The sequence below is a fragment of the Sporomusa malonica genome, from assembly GCF_900176355.1.
Lineage (GTDB): Bacteria > Bacillota > Negativicutes > Sporomusales > Sporomusaceae > Sporomusa > Sporomusa malonica.
Genome location: NZ_FWXI01000016.1, coordinates 46,842 through 70,598, shown reverse-complemented (window position 1 = coordinate 70,598; position 23,757 = coordinate 46,842). Strand labels below are relative to the sequence as shown.

15 protein-coding genes are annotated in these 23,757 nt (G+C 43.8%); 2 read left to right on the top strand and 13 right to left on the bottom strand.

The window, feature by feature from the left end; genetic code table 11:
• Window position 1 precedes the first annotated feature (1 nt).
• From B9A22_RS16910 to B9A22_RS16850, 12 genes are all read right to left on the bottom strand, one after another.
• On the bottom strand, window positions 2-601 hold the full coding sequence (locus tag B9A22_RS16910; RefSeq protein WP_176215562.1) for a TetR/AcrR family transcriptional regulator: 600 nt from the start codon (window positions 599-601) through the stop codon (window positions 2-4).
• A gap of 167 nt (window positions 602-768) precedes the next feature.
• Window positions 769-2,940 (bottom strand): PAS domain S-box protein, encoded by a 2,172-nt coding sequence (locus tag B9A22_RS16905; protein ID WP_084577125.1) that lies wholly within the window; start codon window positions 2,938-2,940, stop codon window positions 769-771.
• Window positions 2,941-2,958: 18 nt separating this feature from the next.
• Window positions 2,959-4,740 carry a PocR ligand-binding domain-containing protein gene (locus B9A22_RS16900; protein ID WP_084577124.1) on the bottom strand — a complete coding sequence of 594 codons (1,782 nt, stop codon included), beginning with the start codon at window positions 4,738-4,740 and terminating at the stop codon, window positions 2,959-2,961.
• A gap of 355 nt (window positions 4,741-5,095) precedes the next feature.
• Window positions 5,096-6,373, bottom strand: a complete 1,278-nt coding sequence (locus tag B9A22_RS16895) for an L-cysteine desulfidase family protein (protein WP_084577123.1) — start codon at window positions 6,371-6,373, stop codon at window positions 5,096-5,098.
• Window positions 6,374-6,768: 395 nt separating this feature from the next.
• The gene (locus B9A22_RS16890; RefSeq protein ID WP_217805974.1) at window positions 6,769-8,217 is read right to left on the bottom strand and encodes a sigma-54 interaction domain-containing protein; all 1,449 of its coding nucleotides are present in this window, start codon (window positions 8,215-8,217) and stop codon (window positions 6,769-6,771) included.
• A 64-nt stretch (window positions 8,218-8,281) separates the two neighbouring features.
• Window positions 8,282-9,493: an ATP-binding protein gene (locus B9A22_RS16885; protein ID WP_245824031.1), complete on the bottom strand. Its 1,212-nt coding sequence runs from the start codon at window positions 9,491-9,493 to the stop codon at window positions 8,282-8,284.
• A gap of 107 nt (window positions 9,494-9,600) precedes the next feature.
• Window positions 9,601-12,549, bottom strand: a complete 2,949-nt coding sequence (locus B9A22_RS16880) for a chemotaxis protein CheB (RefSeq protein WP_245824030.1) — start codon at window positions 12,547-12,549, stop codon at window positions 9,601-9,603.
• Between the two features lie 531 nt (window positions 12,550-13,080).
• Window positions 13,081-13,944, bottom strand: a complete 864-nt coding sequence (locus B9A22_RS16870) for a fumarylacetoacetate hydrolase family protein (protein ID WP_084577121.1) — start codon at window positions 13,942-13,944, stop codon at window positions 13,081-13,083.
• 43 nt (window positions 13,945-13,987) lie between these two features.
• Window positions 13,988-16,015, bottom strand: coding sequence for a molybdopterin-dependent oxidoreductase (locus tag B9A22_RS16865; RefSeq protein ID WP_084577120.1), 2,028 nt, complete (start codon window positions 16,013-16,015; stop codon window positions 13,988-13,990).
• Window positions 16,016-16,196: 181 nt separating this feature from the next.
• Complete coding sequence (locus B9A22_RS16860) at window positions 16,197-18,425, bottom strand: vitamin B12-dependent ribonucleotide reductase (RefSeq protein WP_084577119.1); 2,229 nt, start codon at window positions 18,423-18,425, stop codon at window positions 16,197-16,199.
• 231 nt (window positions 18,426-18,656) lie between these two features.
• The gene (locus tag B9A22_RS16855) at window positions 18,657-20,168 is read right to left on the bottom strand and encodes a methylenetetrahydrofolate reductase C-terminal domain-containing protein (RefSeq protein ID WP_084577118.1); all 1,512 of its coding nucleotides are present in this window, start codon (window positions 20,166-20,168) and stop codon (window positions 18,657-18,659) included.
• A gap of 280 nt (window positions 20,169-20,448) precedes the next feature.
• Window positions 20,449-21,381 carry a hypothetical protein gene (locus tag B9A22_RS16850; RefSeq protein WP_084577117.1) on the bottom strand — a complete coding sequence of 311 codons (933 nt, stop codon included), beginning with the start codon at window positions 21,379-21,381 and terminating at the stop codon, window positions 20,449-20,451.
• A 248-nt stretch (window positions 21,382-21,629) separates the two neighbouring features.
• Here B9A22_RS16850 and B9A22_RS16845 point away from each other — a divergent pair, with 248 nt between their 5' ends.
• Together B9A22_RS16845 and B9A22_RS16840 are read left to right on the top strand one after the other, a co-directional pair.
• Complete coding sequence (locus B9A22_RS16845) at window positions 21,630-22,793, top strand: amidohydrolase (protein WP_084577116.1); 1,164 nt, start codon at window positions 21,630-21,632, stop codon at window positions 22,791-22,793.
• 51 nt (window positions 22,794-22,844) lie between these two features.
• Window positions 22,845-23,324 carry a MarR family winged helix-turn-helix transcriptional regulator gene (locus B9A22_RS16840; RefSeq protein WP_217805973.1) on the top strand — a complete coding sequence of 160 codons (480 nt, stop codon included), beginning with the start codon at window positions 22,845-22,847 and terminating at the stop codon, window positions 23,322-23,324.
• 9 nt (window positions 23,325-23,333) lie between these two features.
• Here the strand turns inward: B9A22_RS16840 and B9A22_RS16835 are convergent, their stop codons facing one another.
• Entirely contained in the window at window positions 23,334-23,735 is a 402-nt protein-coding gene (locus B9A22_RS16835) for a hypothetical protein (protein ID WP_084577115.1), read from the bottom strand.
• Window positions 23,736-23,757: the final 22 nt, after the last annotated feature.

Below are 23,757 nucleotides of genomic sequence, written 5' to 3'. Positions count from 1 at the left end.
ATTATTTTGCCTTTAATAATTCTACAATGACATCAAGTGATGACAGCGTCCTGTCTCTTAAAGAGAAATTACGCCCCTCCATACGCCAAGTTAAACAAATTGTTCTAAAGCTGCCGATAATAATATCAACAAGTATTCTAGCATCAATAGTTGCCTTAATTTCTCCTGCATGTTGAATATCCTCGATAATCTGTTTGAGGTAACCTAGCCGTTTGCCATAAATATCTTTTACCTTGCTATTAAGTACCGCATCATAATTAAATACATCATATAGTTGAGCTACCGCGGTGATCGCTGGATAATTCTCATAGTAAGTAGCATAAGCATCTACCCAAAAACGAATCATATCAATAGCTCTTTCACTCTCAGCTCTACGCGCCAAGGTAGATTCAAAAATATCAAGATCAAACTTTGAGAAATGGTCTAAAACGGCAAGTATAATCTCATTTTTGCTTTTAAAATGTTTAAATAAGGTTCCTTCTGATATTTCCTGCCTTTTTGCTAACTCTTTGGTAGACAAACCTTGAATTCCCAAATCATCGATAATTTCAATAGCCGTCAAAACGACACTTTCTTTACGATGAAGTAATGATATCGCCATATTAGCCTCCATACGATTGCGAGCGAGCACTCGCCCTCTTGGTTAAATTTTACATAGAACAATAGCTCATGTCAATATATAAATAAAAAAATCACTGTACGAAATTGTATATTAAAATCGTACAGTGATATATTTTTTTGCTTTTTCATTATTCTAAATGGTAACTACTATTCCGGTTCCTTACTCCAATGAGCTACTTGTTTAATAGGCAGCTTTATAGTAAAGGTTGTCCCCACCCCTACACGACTAGTTACATTTATGTCACCATGATGTTTTGTAATAATAATATCGTAGGATATGCTTAATCCCAGACCAGTTCCTTGCCCAACAGGTTTGGTTGTAAAAAACGGATTGAATATCTTATTCACTTGATCCGCGGGAATTCCTATTCCTGAATCCGTAATTTCGCAATAGATGTTTTTTTCGTCACTATAAGTTTTAATACGGATCAAGCCAAGACTTTCAGTATTTTTGAGTTTAATAGCCTGAGCTGCATTAACGAATATATTCAGAAAAACCTGATTTATTGCCCCGCCAACTGCTTGTATTAACGGAATATTCCCAAGTTCTATCTCGACCTCGGCCCAGTATTTTATTTCGTTTCTTGCAACCAGCAGTGTACTTTCTATGCCTGCATTTACATCGTAGTCTTCGAAATTATTTTGATTATCTACCCGCGAAAAAGCTCTGAGTTCTTTTACGATCTTGCTAACGCGGTCAAGGCCATTGTTAGATTCTTTAATTAAGTCAGGCAGATCTTCTAAGATTAACTTAACCTTTTTCTCCTTTTCTGTTTTATCCAGCTTACTAACCCAATCCTGGATGTTAGGGTCTGAACTTTTTTCCATATCCGACTTCCAATCGCGGTAGACGGTTAATGTATCGCCAATTCGGTCTAAATATTTTGCAAGTGTATCAAAGTTACTTATTACGAACCCAAGCGGGTTATTGATTTCATGAGCTACCCCAGCCGCTAGCTGTCCTATTCCCGCAAGCTTTTCCTGTTGAATCAATTGAGATTGGGTACGCCCAAGCGTATCTAAAGTCTCCTGTAACTGCAGATTCGTCTTCTTTATTTCTTCTTCCATCTTCTTTCTTAGGGTTATATCCTCTTGAATGGCCACAAAATGGGTTATTTCATTACTACTGCTTCTGATAGGTGAGATTGACGCCCACGCCCAGTAGAGTTTGCCATCTTTTTTCCGATTGTACAGTTCGCCACGCCATTCTTTACCTGCGAGGACCGTATTCCATAGCGATTTATAAATCTCTTCAGACACCAAACCTGATTTTAGTAACCTGGTACTTTTCCCGGAGACCTCCTCAGAACTATAGCCTGTTATTTTGCTAAACTTCCTGTTTGTATATTCGATATTTCCGTGTACATCAGTAATAAGCACACCGCTAGAACTTTGATCTACAGCACGGGATAGTTTCAGTAATTGCTCCTCAGTTTGGCGTCTCTCAGAAATGTCTTCTACCATCTCAATTACTTCGCTAACAATGCCATCCCTACCCATTACAGGCCACGACACTACACGATAACACTTGGTCACCCCATCTACGACTGGCGTGGTTATCTTTTCATTAATACTTCCGTCATGAAAGGTTTTTGACACTGGGCAGTTCTCACAGATTTCAAACCTGCTCTCAAAAGCTTGATGGCATTTTGGGCGTTTATTAATGTCAATGTTAGGAAACCATTTTGTTAATTGGGTATTCGTTGAAATGATTTCCATATTGCGATTAATTAGTGTGACCCCAACTCCTATATTATCTACTAATGTTCTATACCGATCTTGTGTAGTCTGGAGCGCCTCCTCTACCCATTTGCGAACAAGTAATTCTTTTTGGACAGCAGTGTGCAAGGAGGCATTATTAAGGGCAATCGACACTAAGTCAGCAAACTTATTAAGCCATTCGATAACTGCGGGTGTAAAGTGGCGGCTTTCCTGAAAAAAACCTACACCGAGAACACCGGTTACCTTGGTCCCGGTTTTAAGAGGTATACCGATAGCTGACTTAGGCTTAGCTGCCAGCCAGTCAGCGTTGACATCTATATTGTGCTCTTCATTCGAGACATTTGTTAACCCCGAACTCCAAACAATGCCGCTAATACCTTGGGTAAAATTTGTGGTACTGCCGATTAGCTTGGAGTAAGCACCTACGCCAGTACGGGTAACCATTGCCTGTAATTCATCATCAAACAAATCAACAAACCCATCAGTCGCCCCAACTGTTGTCATTGCCCTTATCACTATGTCTTCAAGTAGATTATTTATGTCTAATTGGCTCATTATCTTTAGAGCAACCTGGTGAAGCGAGGTTAATTCGGCCATAATTATCCCCCACAAAAATTATAGACATTCATGCACAAAACAGATCCGATTCCGCCCTTTCCTTTTTGAATGATACATTGCAATGTCAGCAGTTCTAACAAGCTCCGATATATCCATTCCGTCGTCGGGGAATATACTCACACCAATACTTGCTGAAACAAATACTTTATTTTCCCTTATAATAAACGGTTTTCTACAAGCTTCCAACAGTCTTACAGCAAGCTGCTCAGCTTCCACCTTCGTTTTAACTTTGGGGAGAATGACCACAAACTCATCCCCGCCGATACGTGATACTGTATCCCCTGCTCGCACAGTACTCACAATTCGGTTTGCTAGCTGTTGTAACAACTCATCTCCCGCATCATGCCCGTAAGTATCGTTAACAGGCTTAAAATTATCCAAATCTAAAAATATTACTGCAATAAGCTCATTTTCTCTTTTCGCTTGCGCGATGGCAACTGACAGCCTATCGTCAAGCAGCCGTCGATTTGGCAACCCTGTCAGGTGATCGTGGTAAGCATATTGTTGTATCTGCTCCTCACTCCGTTTTTCTCGAGTTATATCAGACACTACAATTGCCAAGTACCCCTTTTTCGGGCTATAGATTGAAAGGCGCAGCCATTTTGAAAGCTGTTTCGAATAATACTCTAATAAAGTAGCTTCTCCGGTGTTAAGAACCTTATTTAAAGCCAAAAGCCACTCTGGTGTCTCATTGTTGGTAGAGGGTATAATGTCAGTTATCTTTCGATTGATTACTGCCTCTTTAGCTTGTCCAATAATCCCTTCATATTCTTCGTTAACATCAAGAATAATGAAGTCATACATTGCTTCATTATTCATAGGCGTTGCCTGAAGGAATACGAATCCGTTTATCATATGATTAAATAATAAATGGTAATGTTCTTCACTTTCTTTAAGCTTAGCCTCTATTTGCTTGCGGGCTGTGATGTCAAGAATGATCCCTACCAAACCTACCGAACCATCTACATTAGTAAACGCAGCTTTATTAAAAATGACACTCCGTTCGGCTCCTGCCGCATCCATCAGTTTATATTCGTATGATTGAACTTGTGAATTATCAAATACACGCGCATCCATTTCGTTATATTTATCTGCAAAGCGTGATGGTGAAATATCGCTGGCCGCTTTACCGATGATCTTTTCTTTGGAAAAACCAAGCAATTCAGCAAATGCCTTGTTACAGCCAAGATATATTCCATTTCGGTCTTTATAAAAAACCGGATTAGGGATAGCCTCAAGTAGCGTATCTTTAAAGTTCATTGCGATTTTAGACTGTAGCACTTGATAACCTAGATGTGCTATCGTCGATGCCAGTTGCGAAAAAAACTCAATTATGTTGGCAACCCTTTCTTCAGGGATGACCGGCACCCTTCGCAATGCGGCCAGATATTCGTCCTCGCTAAAACCAAATCTCTGCGCCTGGTCTCGAAAAAAGTCTTCGTTTGGTTCCTCGGTAAAGAACTGCCCCACAAATAGAGATGCCAAATGCTTGCCCTCGATTATAATGGGACATGCATAATCATTTAAACCGTTTTCACATTTATAACCTACATATTTCCCGTCAGATAACTGTCGGGATATTCGCTGATCGCTATCCCTGCACCTCGCCTCAGTTTCCGGAAAAACACGGTGAAACTTTTGACATATATCTTGCCAGCCACTCGCAGTTAAGATAGTCGCATCATTATCTAGGAGCGCAGAAGGTATTCCAGTTGCAGCATGCATGGCATCAAGCAGCTTTTGTAATTTGGTTATATCAACTAAATCTAAAAACTTCATTATTGATATTTCCCCTCTAACGTAGTAAAAATCATAACATTTTTTGATTAGTTCACTATCTTAGCTACGCAGTAAATTGCAAAAGCAACACCATATTTGCCCCCTCGATTTTACATTTAACAGTATTATAATTTACGCACTTGAATTCTGCAAATAAAATCCAACAAAAAAAGACACTTTTCTCTTTAAATTTTTTATTTCTGTAATTGACTGTTTTTTCTGCAATACAATAAAACAGCAAATCCTGGCATTGGATCAGGACTTGCTGTTTTATTGACTACTTTATAATGTCAGGATGCTTCAACATCACTTTTTACTATATTTACGCACTCGTCCCCTTATGCTCTTATTAAGATTAAGATTCTAACATGATTTTGATAATCTCCGTATCGGTTGCCCGCATACCATTATGGGCGATGCGGCCCACAGCAGCGATCGTTTCTTCCACATCGTCTTTTACAATACCGTTCCCTGCCTGATAATGCTTGCCGTTCATGGCAAGCACATGAGACATATAGGAGGCATCCAGGCAAGAAGCTATTTTAGCGGCACAGGATGGTTTTGCGCCGTCGCAGACAATGCCCGGAACATTAGCCAGCGTATTGCTGATTGTTTGATTGATTTGTTCAAGAGTGCCGCCTTCAAGGTAGGTAATAGCAGCGCCACTTGAACAAGACGCGCTGACAGCGCCACAAAAAGCAGATAAGCGACCGATCAATGTTTTCTGGTGAATTGTCAGTAGGTTGGAAAATAATAGCCCTCGATACAATTTTTCTTCAGGCAGGTCATGCTCTCTGGCATAAACGATGACAGGGATAGAAGTAGCGATACCTTGATTGCCGCTGCCGGAGTTGGTGACCACAGGCAATCCGCAGCCGCTCATCCTGGCTTCGGAAGCGGCTGCGGCATAGGCTTTAATCTTAGTCCGTACCGGCTCATCATGTCCAATATCAAGTAATGTGCGGCCGATATTTATCCCATAATCACCTTGCAACCCTTCCTCGGCAATACACATATTATAGTCAATTTGTTTAGCGATAAGATCGCAAACTTTTTCCAGGGGCACAGTATTAGCAAAATTATAAATGCCTTCCACAGTAAGGCTGGTGCGATCAGTAAATGTGCCTAAATGTTTGTCATTATCAGCAGCATTTTGATAAATTACCTGGCCGTTTTTTTCGATTTTACTGATGTTGATATGGGTGTGCTTAATCTCCACAGTCACATATTCATCCTTTGCCATTAAATGCAATAACAGATGAAGGTTGATATCTGTTGCTAGTAACCGCACTTCACAGAAATTACTATCTAGCAGATTTTTAACAGTAATAATATGCTCCGGGGTCATTTCGGCCAGGACTTCAAGTTGATTAGCTGCTTTGCCGCCAACAAGACCTGCCAGCATACTGGCTCGAAGTCCCGTTAGACCGCCGGCATTAGGAACGGCAACACTTTTCACATTTTTAACGATATTACCACTGCATTCCAGTACTGCTTTTTCTGGAAAACATCCCAATATTTCTCTGGCCTTGGCTGCGGCATAGGCAATAGCGATAGGTTCGGTACACCCTAGTGCTGGTATCAATTCTTCCTTCAATATCTCAATATAATTATTGAATATCTTTGTATCCATATAACTACGTTTACCTCCAATTAATAGTATTTCTATATCCTAAGCACTCTTTGCATGGCTACTCTAAGCCTAAAGAAGTGCTCCAATTAGCCATAATCATATGCAAAAATCGCGCCATTTTTTCAGAAGATGCTGTCTCATAGCATGAAAACCCGGCTTTGCTGGTTTAAATAATCAGCATAAGCCGGGTTTTCTTAATTTTTCTGTTTTTCGGGAAGATGCTGTAGTACCAAAATCCGCTCTTAATGCACTCTATAGATTAAAGCCTACCTTTTAGCAACTAACGTTTCGCAAAGTTAAGAATAAAACAATCGGAAATCGTCATTAAGTTATATAAAATACGCTTTTGCAATCATGCGAAACCCTTCTCATTTTTGCGAAATAAGCTATTATAGCTATTGAAGTTGATATTTCTCCAGTTTCCTATATAAAGTTGCCAGACTAATCTTAAGCCGTTGTGCCACTTGCTTTTTATCAGCCAAGGTCGCACCAGGTGGGACATATGTTCGAAGCAGCTGTTTTTCATACTCAGCCAATTGTTGTTCAAGGCCAAATTCCACACTGATCTGTCCTTCGTCCGTCATTAGGTTAGGAGGAAGTTCCTGCAGTGTAAGAACATCTTCTTTGGCAATGTTTACCAGATACTCGATCACATGTTCCAATTGTCTTACATTGCCAGGCCAATGATAATTCATCAGCCAGCGCCGGAGTGGTTCGTCTATTTTAAACGTTCCTTTTTGTAATGTTTTCGTGAACTTATCTAAGAAATAGTCTATATAAAGCGGTATATCTACCGATCGAACGCGCAGCGGCGGAATGGTCAACGGTATAACATTTAAGCGATAATACAAGTCTTCACGGAACTGCCCTTCACGCACCATCTTGTCCAAATCTCTGTTGGTCGCAGCGATAATCCGCACATCAATAGGCATCGAATGGTTACCGGCAATACGTTCTATCGAACGTTCCTGAATGGCTCGCAATAGTTTGGGCTGTAATGCCAAGGGAAGGTCACCAATCTCATCCAAAAATATTGTACCTTTATTCGCAAGTTCAAATTTCCCTTTTTTGCCGGATTTATTAGCGCCGGTGAATGCGCCTGCTTCATAGCCAAACAGTTCACTTTCCAACAAATTCTCCGGTATTGAAGGGCAATTCACCACCACAAACGGTTGATTTTTACGCCCGCTTTCCTCATGAATGGCCTTGGCCAATAGCTCCTTGCCAGTACCGCTTTCTCCCTGTATTAGAATTGTCGAGTTACTTATCGCCACTTGCTGCGCTTTTAGTAATAGCTGGATTAATTTTTTATCCCGCCCAAGCATGTTGCCTAAAGCAAATGTCTGATTTACTGTCTCCAGTACTTCTTGAACCTGATTTTGCAGACGCCATTGGTCATCCAGCATAATCAGCTTGCTTTCCAGCAGACTGCTCATATGACTGAGAAATGTAAGAAACTTTGCCTCATTACGTTCTAGACGCTCTTTTTGTTCAACAGTAAAGGCAATAACGCCAATAACACCGACGGTCTGACCTTGCTTACTAATCGGGAAGCCCATCGTGGCAAGTTCCTGGCAGCAAACAGAGGTATCACAGTTTTGGCAGGCGCTTTTACTAACTATGTCATGGATAAAGCCAGGTTTACCGGTTGCAAGCACCTGCCTGAAAAACGATCCACAGGGTATCGGCCTGCCGATGCTGTCGGCATGAGGACCTGTGCCGCCTATTCTGATGCATTCTTCGTCAATGATGGTAACATACAATTCCAGGACATCAGTTATTGTTTCCGCGTATTCTTGTACAAAAGGTTGAATGTGCGCAATGTTGGAGATTGCTTTCTTCATAAAATATTCCACCTTCAGGATTATTGCTGATCTAGAAATAACTACAGCCCTTTGTAGTGAATCATTATGGCGGCGAGAATTTCACCATAAAAGTAGTGCCGGAATTTCCTGTTTTTACATTGATTTTGGCATTGTGCCGGTGGGCGATACTGTAACATATCGGTAACCCTAAGCCGGTGCCATTTTCTTTGGTTGTCAAAAATGGCGTGCCTAATTTCTGCTGCAGCTCTGGGGGAATACCAATGCCCTGATCTTGAATGAACAAAACCACTTGTTCATTTTCTGCAAAAGTACCTACCGTCAATTGTCCACCTGGCAACATGGCTTCCAGTCCATTTCTGGAAAAATTCAGCAATAATTGACGCATTTCCTGAACATCCAACCAAACATCAGGGATGTCGTCCGATAATTCCGTGACAATCAACATCCCTTTGAGAAGCGCATCAGACTCCATTAATGGCAGCAGGGTTTCGATAATAGCATTAAGACTCTGCTGCGACTGATTGACCGGTTTGTTCCTGGCAAGGGAAAGATATTCAGTAATAATTGAGTTGGCTCTATCCAGTTCTGAAATCATCAAATCCAATTGTGCATTATACTGTATGAATTCCTTTTTTTGCATGAAGAATTGTAAAAAACCTCTTACTGTTGTCATGGGGTTCCGGATTTCGTGGGCAATACCGGCGGCCATTTCTCCTACTAGATGCAACCTGTCCATGCGGGAAATTTCTTTTTCCATAAACTTGCGCTCGGTTGTGTCGGCAATAATAGTCCTGTATTGTAAATCATGACCACTGGTGTTTAACAGCTGCATACTAATAAGCTGAGCATCGGTTACGGCGGCATTTGGGCTTGCAAGCTTTAACTCCGTAGTTACCCTTTTCCCGGTTAGTCTGCATGACCGCAGATGATCAAAAAATTTTTTGCAACTATCTTTATCAACAAAAACAGCCATCGGCATACCAAGCAATCGCGATCGCTCCATGCCAAAAAGCGCCGCGCCGGTGAGATTAATCTCCCGGATACAAGCTCTATCATCGAAGGTCACATAACCTACCGGCGCAAAATCATACAAAGCGGCATAGCGGTTACGGGATTCCTCTAACTCCCCCAAAATATCTTGCATGGCCTGGCACTGGATTTCCAAGTCCAATTCCCGATCCTGCAGTTCATATTTTAGCCATTGAGCTTCCTGTGTTCCGGCATTGTCCGGAGATTGGATCGGCTTGGCAAGAGCAATAACTTCACGCTTACCGCTTTCATCAGATCGTGCCATATATCCACCCCCTGCAGGCTCGCGCGCCTTGCTTCACTTGGTACGCTGTAAATATCCCCCTTGCATTATCCCCTCAGGTTGTTATTGGCTTATTCGATTTTTCAATATTATTGCGGTTTTCCTATCTGTGGAGCAATGGTTTCGAAGGCCAGGAGAATCCGTTTTGTCTTATTGTGCGCATCTACAATCCGTCGGGCATTAATTAGCATCGTTTGTTTGCCGATATCGGGAAAATCGCAGCTGATCGCAAAACCTTCGAAAGTAGTATCATGCTCCAGAATATCGGTCAACAGGGTGTGCAGTTCCGGAATGTCCCACTGACCGCCTTTCATTGGGAGAATAGATTGACCGGTCATTTCCTCCGGGGTCAGCCGAAAGGTCTGATAAAAGGCCTTGTTGGCCGTTTTCAACCGCAAATCGGCGTCAAGAACGATTAAAGGATGCCGCACCGTTTCCACAATCGCCTCGGCATATTCACGGGCCTCTTGGACAACAGCAAAGCTTTTCTTGACTGTGTTGATATCGGCGAAGCTAATAATTACACCATTGATCTTGTTATCCACAGTCTTATAGGGGCGTATTTGCATGGAATACCAGTGTCCCCACCGGTCCTGCACTTCTTGCTCCTTGCTGTTGAGAGTATCAATCACTTCCAGGCTCGCTTGTTCCAAATCTGGAATATCGATGTTTGGCTTAATATTATTGATGGGTCGTCCCACATCAGTGCTTATTAAGTTAAAGGCCTTTTCTGCAATGGAATTGAACCGTCGAATGCGCAAATCGCTGCTAAGAATGAGAACTGGAATGCTGATGCTGCGCAACAAATTAAGCATATCGTCGTTGACCTGGCTTAACTCCACATTGCGGGTTCGCAGTTCTTCATTCAAAGTCATCAATTCTTCATTGGTTGACTGGAGTTCCTCTTTGGCAGTCTCAAGCTCTTCATTCATGCTTTGCAACTCTTCGTTGCTTGATTGTACTTCTTCGTTGGCATACCTGATATCCTCATTGGCAGCTTCATGCTGGTCGATGATGGATTGAAGGTATTCCTTCGTGGCGGCGATCTCCTGTTTCAACCCCAGGATCTCACCGGGGTCCTCCGCCTTATAAAAATCTTGCCGCGCCAGAGCACCGCTGTCAGGGTTACTCTCAGTCAGATGATGCGAAACAGCATCTCTGAACAATACCAGGAAGTATTCGCCTTTTTGAAATGGCCCATTGATAGGAACAACATCTACGTTGACCGGGAGAGAATGACCATTCTTCATGACGTGTAATCCTTCTTTTCTGACAAGTACATTCTCTTTTCTGGCTTGGTTGACGGCTGCCCGCAGTGCGAGAAACAGCCCATCCCGGGCCATCTTTAAGAGGTTCACGCTCGGCATTCCGGGCGCCGGTTCAAGATAAACGCCGGTACGTCCCCGATACTGGATAATGTCCAGCTTGCTGTTGATAATGACACCAGGCGGAGCATACTTATTCACAACGATCCGATCAGCCTCTTTTTGAATGTCCAACCAGGACCCGCCGTTCGGACTGCCTTGATCGTCTTTGTCATTGTTTTGTGCCGACGCCGCATGTTCAGCAATGGCAAAGTCAGACATTAACGGGGTGGCTACCGCCTTTTTCGTATAAATCCTGTATTTTTTATCCACCAAGTCAAACAAGTCGGCAAACACACCTATGGACTCCGATGCCCCCAAGATAAGAAACCCGCCAGGATTCAGAGCATAATGGAACATCGGAAACATTCTTTTATGCAATGCCGGCCCAAAATAGATCATTACATTGCGGCAACTGATAAGGTCCACCCTGGAAATGGGCGGGTCCTGTCCCATGTCTTGCCTGGCAAATACGCATATGTCGCGGATGGTCTTGCTGACTTGCCAGCCTTGTTCCACCTCGACAAAGAAGCGACTGAGCCGCGCCAGAGAAACATCTGTCATGATACTTTTCGGATATATACCGGCCCGGGCTTTCTCGATAACCGTTTCGTTAATATCGGTGGCAAAGATCTGGATTGGCCTATTGAGGGCATTGTCCTCCAAAAACTCCAACAAAGCGATTGCCAGTGAATAGGCTTCCTCACCGGTTGCACATCCGGGCACCCACAACCGGATGGGCGTGCTGGAAGTAGTATTACTAACGATTAATGGAAAAGCCGTAGTTTTCAGGGTACCGAAAGCTTGTGGGTCACGAAAAAAATTCGTAACATTGATCAGCATATCTTGCTGCAATGCGGCAAGCTCTGCGCCATTTTGCCGCAGATAAGCAGCATAATCCTCGAGCTTGTCCAGCTTGTGTAAGACCATCCGGCGCAAAATACGCCGTTTTACGGTAAGTTGCTTATATTCGGCAAAATTAATGCCGCAGGCCTTACGTAGTAGACCAATAATCCCGTCAAGCACGCCAGCCCCGTCTGGGAACAACTCCCGAGCTCCCGTTATTGAGCTGGCAATAATTCGTGATCGGCTAATCCGCGAAATTTCACCGGCGATCTCCGGTGGCGTTAGCACAAAATCCACCATGCCGGTAGCTATTGCACTGAGCGGCATGCCTTCGTATCCCGCTGACTGCGGCTCCTGGGCAAACGTAAAACCGCCTGCTGCTTTTATCTCCTTTAATCCACGCGAACCGTCTGCTCCGTTTCCCGATAAAATCACGCCGATTGCCTTGCTTCCCTTATACTCGGCCAGCGATTCCAGGAAAGTGTCAATTGGCGTATACCGTCTCACTCCATTATTTTGCGGCCCGACGGTCAGAACCCCGTGAGCGATAGTTAACTCGGAGCCGGGTGCAATAACGTAAACGTGATTCGGCCTCGCGACCGTGCCATCTTCTGCTTCACTAACAGCCATACTTGTAACGTTGGCCAAATTGCTGGCCAACGTGCTTTCATTTTTCGCATCCAGATGCTGAATGACTACAAAAGCCATGCCTGTCACTTCCGGCACACTTTCAAACATCTGCAACAGGGCCTGCAGACCGCCGGCCGAGGCCCCTACACCGACTATCGGACAGTCCTGCCATTCCGAGCCGGAATTATTCTTTTCCAAATTAACCTCCACTGGTATAAATCCAAGCGCCACTACACACCAATGCCAAACAGCGGCAGCTAAACAAATCTCTATGCCATAGCTTTACATCTGAAAGCAAACAATCAAAATGTCAATTTTAAATTTCTTCTGTAAGTATTTGTAATTCAACGACCTAAGGACGATTCCTCCTTGTTTTCCGTTAATATCAAAATTATACCCCAAAGTAAAAATGACCTGGAACCATCAAGGCTTCCGGTCATCTTTCACTGCCGCCAGCGGTAGTAATTATTTGAGATAAGCAAATCTATTCCACTTCTTTATCGCTATCAGTTTTAGTCTCCAAAGGCTTCATAGCAGGTTAGGAACTGCCCTTCGGCGTAAAGGCCAGGCATGGCCGGCCAGATGATTCCAGGACAACAGCCGAGGGAGTTTTGTAGCTCTTGAAGCCCATTGCCTTACAACCATAAGGGAAAGTCTTATCCCAGGTAATCTGATAATGCTGGCATTTTATGCATCTCGGTTTATCGTTCATGGCAACATTTACAGTCTCTACGCCAGTGTGTTTACTAAAGAGCCTAGGTTTTCAATAGTGACAGTTACCGTATCACCGGCTTTCAGCCACTGTTGCTGGTCTTCGGGATAACCCAGAATTACACCGCCAGGGGTGCCGGAGAAAATAATATCGCCTGGCTGTAAGGTCATGTAGGTTGATAGATAACTGACAATAGTGGCACAGTCAAAAATCATATCCCGGGTATTAGCCGACTGGCGGACAACACCGTTTACGCTGCAGCTAATATCCAGATTACGCGGGTCTACCTCGTCAGCCGTTACCAGGCAAGGGCCAATAGGAGCAAACTGGTCGCACGTCTTGCCTAGCAGCCATTGCCCGGTACGAAATTGAAGATCTCGGGCGCTTAGATCATTGCCAATAGTGTAGCCGAACACGTAAGACAAAGCATCATCAGTTAAAACACTGGCTGCCTGCTTACCGATAACAATAACTAACTCAGCCTCATAATCAAATTTCACGGCCGTTTTCGGCAGGGTAATCATTTCTTTATGGGCAGCCAGCGCGTTATTAAATTTGCTGAATAAGACCGGTGCTGCCGGCGTCTCGATCTGGCATTCATCGCGATGACTGACATAATTTAAGCCAACGCAAATAATTTTTTCGGGATTGGTAACACAAGGAGCATAGACCAGCTTGTCTTCGGGGATGACCATAGGCTGCTGCTCAATTAAAGCAGCCAACTGCGACTGTCCTGCCTCACCGGCGGCAATGACCTGTTCAATCGTGCCAGGCACTTTGAGGCCCTGAGCGGCGGCAGTTGCTTGTACATCGATAATCCCACGCTCACCCTTAATTCCCAGGTGAATTTGGTCTCCAACCTTAAAATTAACGAATTTCATGGATGGCTCATCTCCTTTTACTATATCTTAATTGTTGACTCAATTATCCAGCACATTTATCAGACTTATCATTGTCCGCTGACCGGACATTAACTTTAACATCATAAAAAGTACTACCCCGCCCCTGATCGGTGAGACGTTGCGAGGTAAGTGCATTGACCGAGCGATTACCGGGGGCATGTTCCAGCCACCATACGCCTTCAGTAACAACAACACCTGCCGGCACGCTTGTTGTAACTTCCAGAATAAAAGTTACTTCACCGCGTTCATTATAGGCAGTAACTAACTGTCCGTTCTTGAGTCCCTTGCCAGCAGCATCCTCCGGGTTCATCTTAAGCAGCATTTTATTGGTTTGGGTCAAGTCGTCCCGCTCATTAAATGACGAGTTTAGTAATCGCATATCAGGTGCATTAACCAGCCAGAAATCGGCCTTGTCGCCATGTGGCTTAACGAATTTGGGTAAAGGCTCGGCTTCATTTTCATTTAGAATCTCGATCTTACCTGAAGCAGTTTTGAACTCAGTCTTATAGCCAACTGGCAGCGGCAATTCAATCGGTTGCCCGGCACGCAATGCTTCCAGCTTACTGCTTGCCAGCCAGTCTGAGGGCTGGGCCAAGATACTGTCAATTACATCATCTGCCGACTGAGTAAAGAAAGGGTGCTTAACCTCCATCGCCTCAGCCAATAGGCAAAATACCTCCCAGTTAGATTTAGCCTGCCCTACCACCGGAATAACCGCCCGGGTACGCTGTACGCCATAATGACCATAAGACCGGTAAATATCACTATGCTCCAGAGAAGTCGTTGCTGGCAAAATAATATCGGCATATTTAGCTGTGTCAGTCATAAAGCGCTCATGAACAACAGTAAACAAATTTTCCCTCGCCAATCCCTGTAATACCCGGTTCTGATCAGGCGCTATGGCCGCAGGGTTGGAATGATATACATACAAACTCATAATTGGTGGGTTGTTTACCTCATTTAGTATCTGGCCCAGCTGATTCATATTAAGCGTTCGCGCCGGCTTGTCTTGAAAATCCTCACGGGTTATGCGCTGCGTATCGAAGGCGGCACCGGTAGAAGTACTGGCAAACAATCCGCCTCCGGGTTTAGCCCAGGCTCCAACTACTGCAGGCAAACAAGTAATAGCACGCACTGTCATGGCCCCATTACTATAACGGGATAGACCGCTGCCTAAATGAATATATGGTGCGCGGGCCTGCGCATACAACCTGGCCATTTCTTCAATGTCAGCAGCAGCAATCCCGGTTAGCTCACTAACTGCCGCCGGCTCATAGTCAGGTAAGACAGTTGTGTTCAGTTCCTCAAACCCTTTAACATATCGCTTGATAAATTCCCTGTCAGTCATGTTTTCCCGTGCGATTACATGCATCATTCCCAGCGCCAGGGCACCATCTGTCCCCGGCCGGACGACAATCACCCGGTCGGCAATTTTGGCAGTCGGATTCTCATAAGTATCAATCAGCCACACCTTGGCTCCTCGTTTTTTTGCACTATTGATGTCATGCATAATATGAATATTAGTTGCCAACGCATGGATACCCCATAGAATAATGAGGTCGCTGTCATGGATTTCATTCGTATGTAATGCCATTGTCTGCCCCATGACTGCGTTCCAGCCGCAGCCCTTGGCAGGTGAACAGATTGTGCGTTCAAGCTGTGACGCACCCAGACTGTAAAACAACGGGTGCCCGGCATTGCGCTGAACAAGCCCCATCGTCCCAGCATACGAATATGGCAAGATTGCTTCTGCCCCGTATTGAGCAATAATATCCTGCCATTGTGTTGTTATGCAGGCAATCGCCTCTTCCCAGGAGACTGGCACAAATGTGGCACTCCCCTTGACACCGCTTCGCCGCAAAGGCGTTGAAATCCGCTGTGACGAGTGAACAGTTCGCTCATAATGAGCCATTTTAGGGCAAAGTGTGCCCCGGGTAAAGGGATGCTCAGGATCTCCCTGGACTTTGACAACCTTATTATCTTCTGTCGAAACAACCAGACCGCATGCGTCAGGGCAATCATAAGGGCAAACCGAGCGTACAACTTTCATAATCTATTCCTCCTTACGGTTCTCCCAAGGACATCGTTCAGACACTATTGTCTCCCCCGGTTGAAGATTTCAATCTGTATATCTTCAGCTTTTTCCATTGAATTCCTGCCAAGCATCATAGATTTTACTTAGATAAAAAAGGCAGACCTGCCGGGAACTCCCAACAGGTCTGTCGTAGCGGCTAACCGCATTTACTAAATCCGCAGTGCCGGCAAATAACGCAACCACCTTCATGCTCTACCGTCTTACCACATTCGGGACAAGCATTAATTGCTGCCATAAACATAGTATTGGGTTCAACCTTATCACCATTTTGGAGTTTCATCACTTTTTCTATAACCTTGCCAATTGCATCAGGACAGGACAATACCTTCAAGTCTTGTTGTCTGATTGTCGAATGACACCTTATTCCCTTTAACTGATCAATAATAGAATGTGCGTCCATTCCAGATCTCAAAGCAATTGAGACTAACCTTGCCGTCGCCTCAGATTGGGAAGGGCAGCCACCGGCACGACCAGTATTGGTGAAAACCTCACAAATACCATGTTGATCATAATTAACAGTAATAAATATAGTGCCACAGCCTATCTTAACTTTTTCCGTAAAGCCGGTAGTAATATCAGGTCTGGATCTTGGAGCAAAAAAGCCTTGTTTAGTTTCCGCCGCCGTGCTTTCCTGTGGCAGTGTTTCTTTGCCTTTAACTTTACCGATATTAAGCACCTGCAAATCCCTGCTGCCGTCCCGGTAGATTGTTACACCCTTGCACCCTGTCTCATACGCTAAGTTAAATACATCCTTAACGTCTTCCCGCGTAGCCTTACTACTGAGATTAACCGTCTTAGAGACAGCATTGTCGGTGTATCTTTGAAATGCAGCCTGCATTTTCACATGCCATTCTGAGGAAATGTCATGTGCGGTAACAAAAACATCCTGAATTGATACCGGAATATCAGCCAAACCCTTTATCGTCCCTTTGTTGGCAATCGTCCTCATTAATGGTTCAGTATAAAATCCACCGGTTATAGCCACTTGTTTAAAAAATGGGTTTGTCTCCATTAATTCGTCATTATCCATAACATTCCTAATGTAGGCTAAAGCAAATAACGGCTCAATTCCGCTGGAGACACCTGCTAATATACTTAACGTACCAGTTGGTGCAATTGTCGTTGTGGTTGCATTTCGTACCCTAATCCCCTGCTGTTGATAGGTACTTTTTTCAAAATGAGGGAATACGCCCTTTAGTTCTGCCAGTTCCATTGACGTTTTTCTTGCTTGCTCCCGAATAAAGCACATCACCTGTTCCGCAAGTGCCAGTGCCGCCTCTGAGTTATACGGGATATTCAACCGGAAAAGCAGGTCTGCCCAACCCATTACACCTAGCCCAATTTTTCTGGTGCTTTTTGTCATTTGATCAATCTGGGGCAGGGGATATTTATTCACATCAATGACATTGTCCAAGAAATGAATGGCTTTTTTTACAACAGTGCCAATTCGATCAAAGTCGATAACAGGCTCGGCTCCCGTATTTGTTATCATCAGGCTTAAATTTATCGAGCCAAGATTGCAGGATTCATAAGGAAGCAGCGGCTGTTCACCACAGGGGTTGGTGCTTTCAAACGCTCCCAGTTCAGGGGTTACATTTCCCTGATTAAGCCTGTCTAAAAATATAATTCCCGGCTCGCCATTACTCCAGGCCATGTCTACAATTACATCAAATACTTCTCTTGCGTTTAATTGCCTGATTGCGGTCTGATGATGAGGGTCTATTAAATCATATTCCTTATTGCCTTCTACCGCTTTCATAAATTCTTCTGTAATGCCAACACTTATATTAAAATTTGTAATATCGGCGTTATCTTTTTTAGAAGTAATGAAATCCATTATATCAGGATGATCGACCCTGAGAATGCCCATATTGGCTCCTCTTCTCGTTCCACCCTGCTTTACCGCTTCAGTAGCCGCATTAAAAACCTTCATAAAACTAATCGGACCGCTGGCAACACCACCTGTGGAATTTACAGCAGCACCTTTAGGCCTTAATCTGGAAAAACTGAAGCCTGTTCCACCGCCGCTTTTGTGAATCATGGCGGCATTTTTTAGTGTTTCAAATATACCTTCCATTGTGTCTTCTATCGGTAGTACAAAACAAGCACTTAATTGCCCTAACGGCCTGCCTGCATTCATGAGTGTTGGTGAGTTTGGCAGGAACTCAAGACTAGACATCATTTCATAAAATTCATTCTCAATAGCCTGCAGCTCAAAGGCTGAAACATACGGAGCATCTGCACTGGCAACAGCTTTAGCAACCCTGCGAAACATCCCGTCAGCATCTTCTAATAGCTGGCCATTTTCATCTTTTGACAAATACCGTTTTTCAAGAACCTTAACAGCATTATCTGATAAGTTCATATAATAACCCCCTGACACAACACAATATTTAGTGTTTAACAACCTGTTCTAATACAATATATTGTATCGATTATTCTTAAACGCGTCAAGAAAAATATGGATTATATAAAGAATACACAGCTTGCGCCGAGCCTCTGGCGAAAGCGGAAGCCGATATTGGTCTTATCTAGGCGAAAAGTTATACTTTCCAACAGGACAAAATGCTCCCGCCATATTGGCAGGAGCATAAGCTTACTCTTTATTGTTGTTGTAATCCCTGTCGTTAAAATAATTTAACCAGGAAGAAGTTCGATGCAAATCCCAATTGCAGGGCGGCATATACTTAGCCTTCATCCGTTCTTCTTTGCCGCGTCCCTTAAAGCCTTCATACATTGTTACGAAAATGCACTTTTGTTTGCCGGGATAGACCTCACACCACCCGTCGCGGCTACCACCACAGGCGCCATTGCGTTGTTGCTTGGGACATTGGGACATCGGGCAGATAAAGCCAAGTTCATGCATAGCACAATCTCCGCAAAACCGGCATTCGTTAGTCATTGTCTTAGTGGTGTATTCGGCAAGAGTAAACGGCTGCTTCAGCCAAGACTTATCAATAAATTGGGCAATTGCTTTGTTTAATGGGTAAAGTGGAGCCTTATGGTCAAATGCCACCTCATGCACCACGTCCATCAGCGACTGTTTCAGTGAAGAATTTGACGAACCCGTTTGGCTGCGGTTGACAGGCTGACAAGTATTAAGTCCAGTTGCAGACTCTTTTTCAAAGAAATAGAAGCCGCCATCCTGTGGATGGTCAAAATCGTCTGCTGCGATTTCCTGCCAGTTAACGCTTAGCTCCTCACCTTTTTCTATAATATATTGTACATCGATGTAGCTAAGACCATGACCGCCGATATTTACGCCATTATATTTCAGCCCCTTAAGTACTGCATACAGCTTGGCGGCCCGTAGTAATTGCAGCTCTTTTTTATTGCTATAAGTCGATTCCTCCTCCAGTTTGGCCACCAGTGAGTCGGTAACCACACAGCCAGGAATCAGGTTCTTATTCATTAGTTTAGCCACAGGCAGAGACAAAACAAAGATATTTCCAATCAACGGTACGGTCAAGGTATGAGTGTCAACATATTTTCTTAGCTCATCAAACTTTCTGGCATCATAGCCCAACTGAGTGATAATAAATTTTGCCCCGTTGGCGATTTTTTTATGTAGCTTATAGTATTGAGCCATTATCTCTGCTTCAGTGGATTTAAAAGGGGAAACAACGGCTCCGGCAAAAAACTTAGTGGCAGGCAGCTTAGTATAGGCGCCTTCATTCATTTTAGTTATCATCCGGAGAGCGTGAACCGCATCAAGATCAAACACCGGCTTGGCACTACCCGCATACCCAGCACCTGGATAATCGCCAGTCATAACCAGTAAATTTTGAATATCGGCTCTGTCCAGAGCATATAGCTCACTCTCCAAGGCATTCCTGTTTTTGTCTTTGCTGGTAAAATGGACAAGCGGGTCAATACCCAGTCGCTTAGCTTCAATAGCCATCGAATAGGCCAAAATAGCTGATTTTCCCCCTGGATTGTCAGTGACGGTTATGGCGTTTATTTTGGGGTCCTTAGCGGCCAGTTCAGCCATTTTTACAAAATGTTCCTGCGCCTTTTCCCGAGCTCCCCGCCCAGGCACCAATTCCCAGGTTACCGACAGTTGCGCCGGATCAGCCAATGCTTCACTAAAAGAACGTTTAGTCGTCATGATATTCTCACCCCTTGCCGCGTTTTATCTTGCATTCCTTCTAAGCTTTTTAGATTATTCTCATTAGTAGTAATTTTATCTATAAATGCGTAAAAACACAACCTCGCATCTATAAAGTAAACACGGCTTGCGCCGAGCCTTTGGCGACAGCGGAAGTCGATGTTGCCCTTATCCAGAGAAAGTTATACTTTCTGTCAGGATAACAAAACCGCTTGCAGCAAGGTAAACTACAAGCGGCTTGCTATGGCTTATTAAGAACACCGGGGCTTTCTACTAAGGTTTAGCGGATTTCTTCGGTTACTTTATTTCTATATTCCTGAACCTCATTGGTTAATCTGTATCCACTCTTCTTTAGCACAGCAAGATACCCAATCATGGCTTTTGAGAAACTGCCATGATTAACATCAAACATAGTTTCCAAATAAGTTTGCTTAGCCTCAGGTACCATTTGCTTGGTATCGTAACTAAATAACGGCGTATTATTTGCACCATATAGAGCAAAAGTCGCATAACGCTTCAATAGTTGCCGCATATCTTCTATTTTCGCTGAATTATTATACTCCTTGATAAACCGTTCCTGCGTTGTTGCTCTTTTGAGGATTTCAGCCCAGCTTATCATGAGTCCTGCATCCTTTATTGGAGTTTTATCTGATTCAATAGCCATGATATCAATAAATGCAGCAATGTCTCGCGTCACGGCATTTTGGTACTTCTTGTAGAAAGAATAGTCGATAACAGGAAAATACATTCCTTCGGCTGTTTCTACCTTATAACCACTATTTTGACTCTCTACCAATAGATCTTTTACATCCTTGTTTTCAATACTGCTGATAGAGTTAACTATTCCATTTTGATAGCTTTTCGCAATTATTTTTTGGACTGCTTCGTTATCGGCAAACTTGTCTTGCATTTTGGTCAGCTTTTCATGTTGAACTTTCTCAAGCCCAATAACCATAGTTGATGCATTGGCTTTAGATACAGCAGCAATATGATCATCATTAAACTTAATTATTTCCGGAATAGTGACATCTTTTTTCTGCATTAGAGCATTGAAGTTATCCATAACAGCTTTTTCTTTGTCTGCTGCATTTTCAACTGCATGTTGCTTAGTAGGTTTTTGTATAGGACTAGCTTCCTTATTAGCACAGCCACTTACCGCTAAAACCAATACAATAATGAGGCTTATATTGATTATTTTTCTTACTAACTTCACTACTTGATCCTCCTTCATTATGAAAGTATTTCTATATAGAGTTTAACGGCTTACTATCTTGAAAGTAACGAAAATAACGTTTACAATTTTTTCATCATCCATGATGGTAAAATTTGACCTAGTTAGCTATTCTTGACACAGAACCTTTATGGTATAATATTACAATTGATGTACTAGGGCTATTTATCACATACCGGTGCGGCAATTTTCTTGAAAACAAGGCTATTTTCAGCATGGGAGGAAATGACATGATTGCATTAACAGGCGGAAAAATCTTAACCATGTGCGGTAAAAACCTCGATTACGGCACAATACTGGTTCGAAATAACAAAATATGGGCAGTCGGCAGAAATCCAGACATCCCGCCAGGCTGCCGGGTTATCGACGTAACCGGCAAGATCATAACCCCTGGCCTCATTGATGCACACACACATTTAGGTGTTGAAAGCGAAGGTATGGGCTGGGCCGGTACTGATGTCAACGAACGCAGTGAACCTATCACCCCTGGCATGCATACACTTGATGCGATTAACCCGGCTGACCTGGGCCTTCTTGAAGCCTACCAAGGAGGAGTAACTACTGTTATGGTGGCTCCTGGCAGTGCTAACCCCATTGGCGGACAATGTGTAATCCTCAAAACAGCGCCGAAACCCATCGTAGAGCAAATGCTGCTGCAACGATATGCCGGGCTCAAAATTGCTTTTGGTGAAAATCCTAAGCGCGTTTATGGGGCAGACCGCCAAAAGATGCCTGTCTCGCGCATGGCTACTGCTGCCTTAATCCGGGAGGCATTGTGGAAGGCCCGTCATCACTTGGCAAAACAAGATGATAAAGACTTTAACTATGACCTGGGGCTGGAAGCCATCGCCAAAGTCCTGCGCAAAGAGATGCCGCTCCGGGCACATGCCCATAGAGCAGACGACATTGTCTCAGCCATACGAATCGCCAGAGAATTTGATGTCGATCTCATTATTGAACATGGTACAGAGGCTTACCTTGTCGCCGACATGCTGGCCGCCGAAAAAATCCCCGTAGTTTTAGGGCCAACATTATCGACCAGATCAAAACTGGAACTAAAAGATAAGACCATGGAAACGCCAGCCCTTTTATACCGGCATGGCGTACCTTTTGCCATGATGAGCGATCATCCGGTAACTCCCAGCTGCTTTCTGTCTGTGTATGCCGGCTTGGCTACCCGGTACGGCCTCCCAGTACATCAGGCTTTAAAAATGGTTACATGCGACGCCGCCAGAATTTTGGGCCTGGATGACCGCATTGGCAGCCTTGCTCCCGGTATGGACGCCGATTTGGTCGTATGGAGTGAAGATCCGCTGATGCTTTCTGCTCGCCCAGAGATCGTCATGGTCGACGGCCGAATAGATTTTTTACAGGAAAAAGCACTTGCTGAATAGCTATTGACTCCAACTGTTAATGCATTTACAATATTGCTAGTATGTTAACAATTGAGCTTGGGGGGTCTGACAGAAATCACGCACAATGATATTTCGGACCGTTATTTTTCAATACGTACGCTGATTGAACTGACAGTATTCCAGGATAACTTAGATGATGTTTTGGAGATGCACTTTGCCCGGTATGGTTTGTCCAAGGCTAAGTTTAATGCTTTAATTCAGTTGTTCATGACAGGTGGCCAGGGGCTGACCCAGTCAGAATTAGGTAAAAAGCTACTGGTTTCCAGGGCGAATATTACCAGACTGATTGACCGCTTAGAAAAAGAAGACCTGGTGGTTCGTAAGGCTGACCCCGCCGATAAAAGGGTTTTTCAACTTTACCTTACAGACCGGGCCACTATGCTCATGAACGCTTTCGTTCCTATTCACAATCAATATGTGCATAAGCTCATGTCTACGCTTGACACGGATGAAAAAAAAATGCTTATCTCCTTGTTAGATAAGCTAAAAAAAGGATTAGAATCCGTTTAATTTTCTCCTTCAATCTGCAATATCCATTTTACCCTGGGTATCTTCTCCCCAAATTTTAATCAATACCTTGCCATTATCTCTAAAACCATGGGCAAGCTCACAATGTCTTAATGTTGCAAAGTTCCTTTCCATCTGTATCTTAGATAAGCTGAATTTATTCATAATTTGCTCAGCAGTAACCGGGCCTTCTTCTTTAATGTAATTGTAGATGTTTTTTTGCAGTTCAGTCAGCCCGTCGGTTCCTTCCTGCCCCGCCATTTTACGAGCCAATTTGGCACCATGCACAGCGGCAACGTCACAGGTACGAGGGGGCTCCAGCATTTCAAGATAACAATCCTCACAAAGCATCTGCCCCCGGTGCAGACATTGCTCTCCCTCAGGGATTTCACTGTTACATTTAGTACAGATCATGATTATCCTTCCTTCCATTACC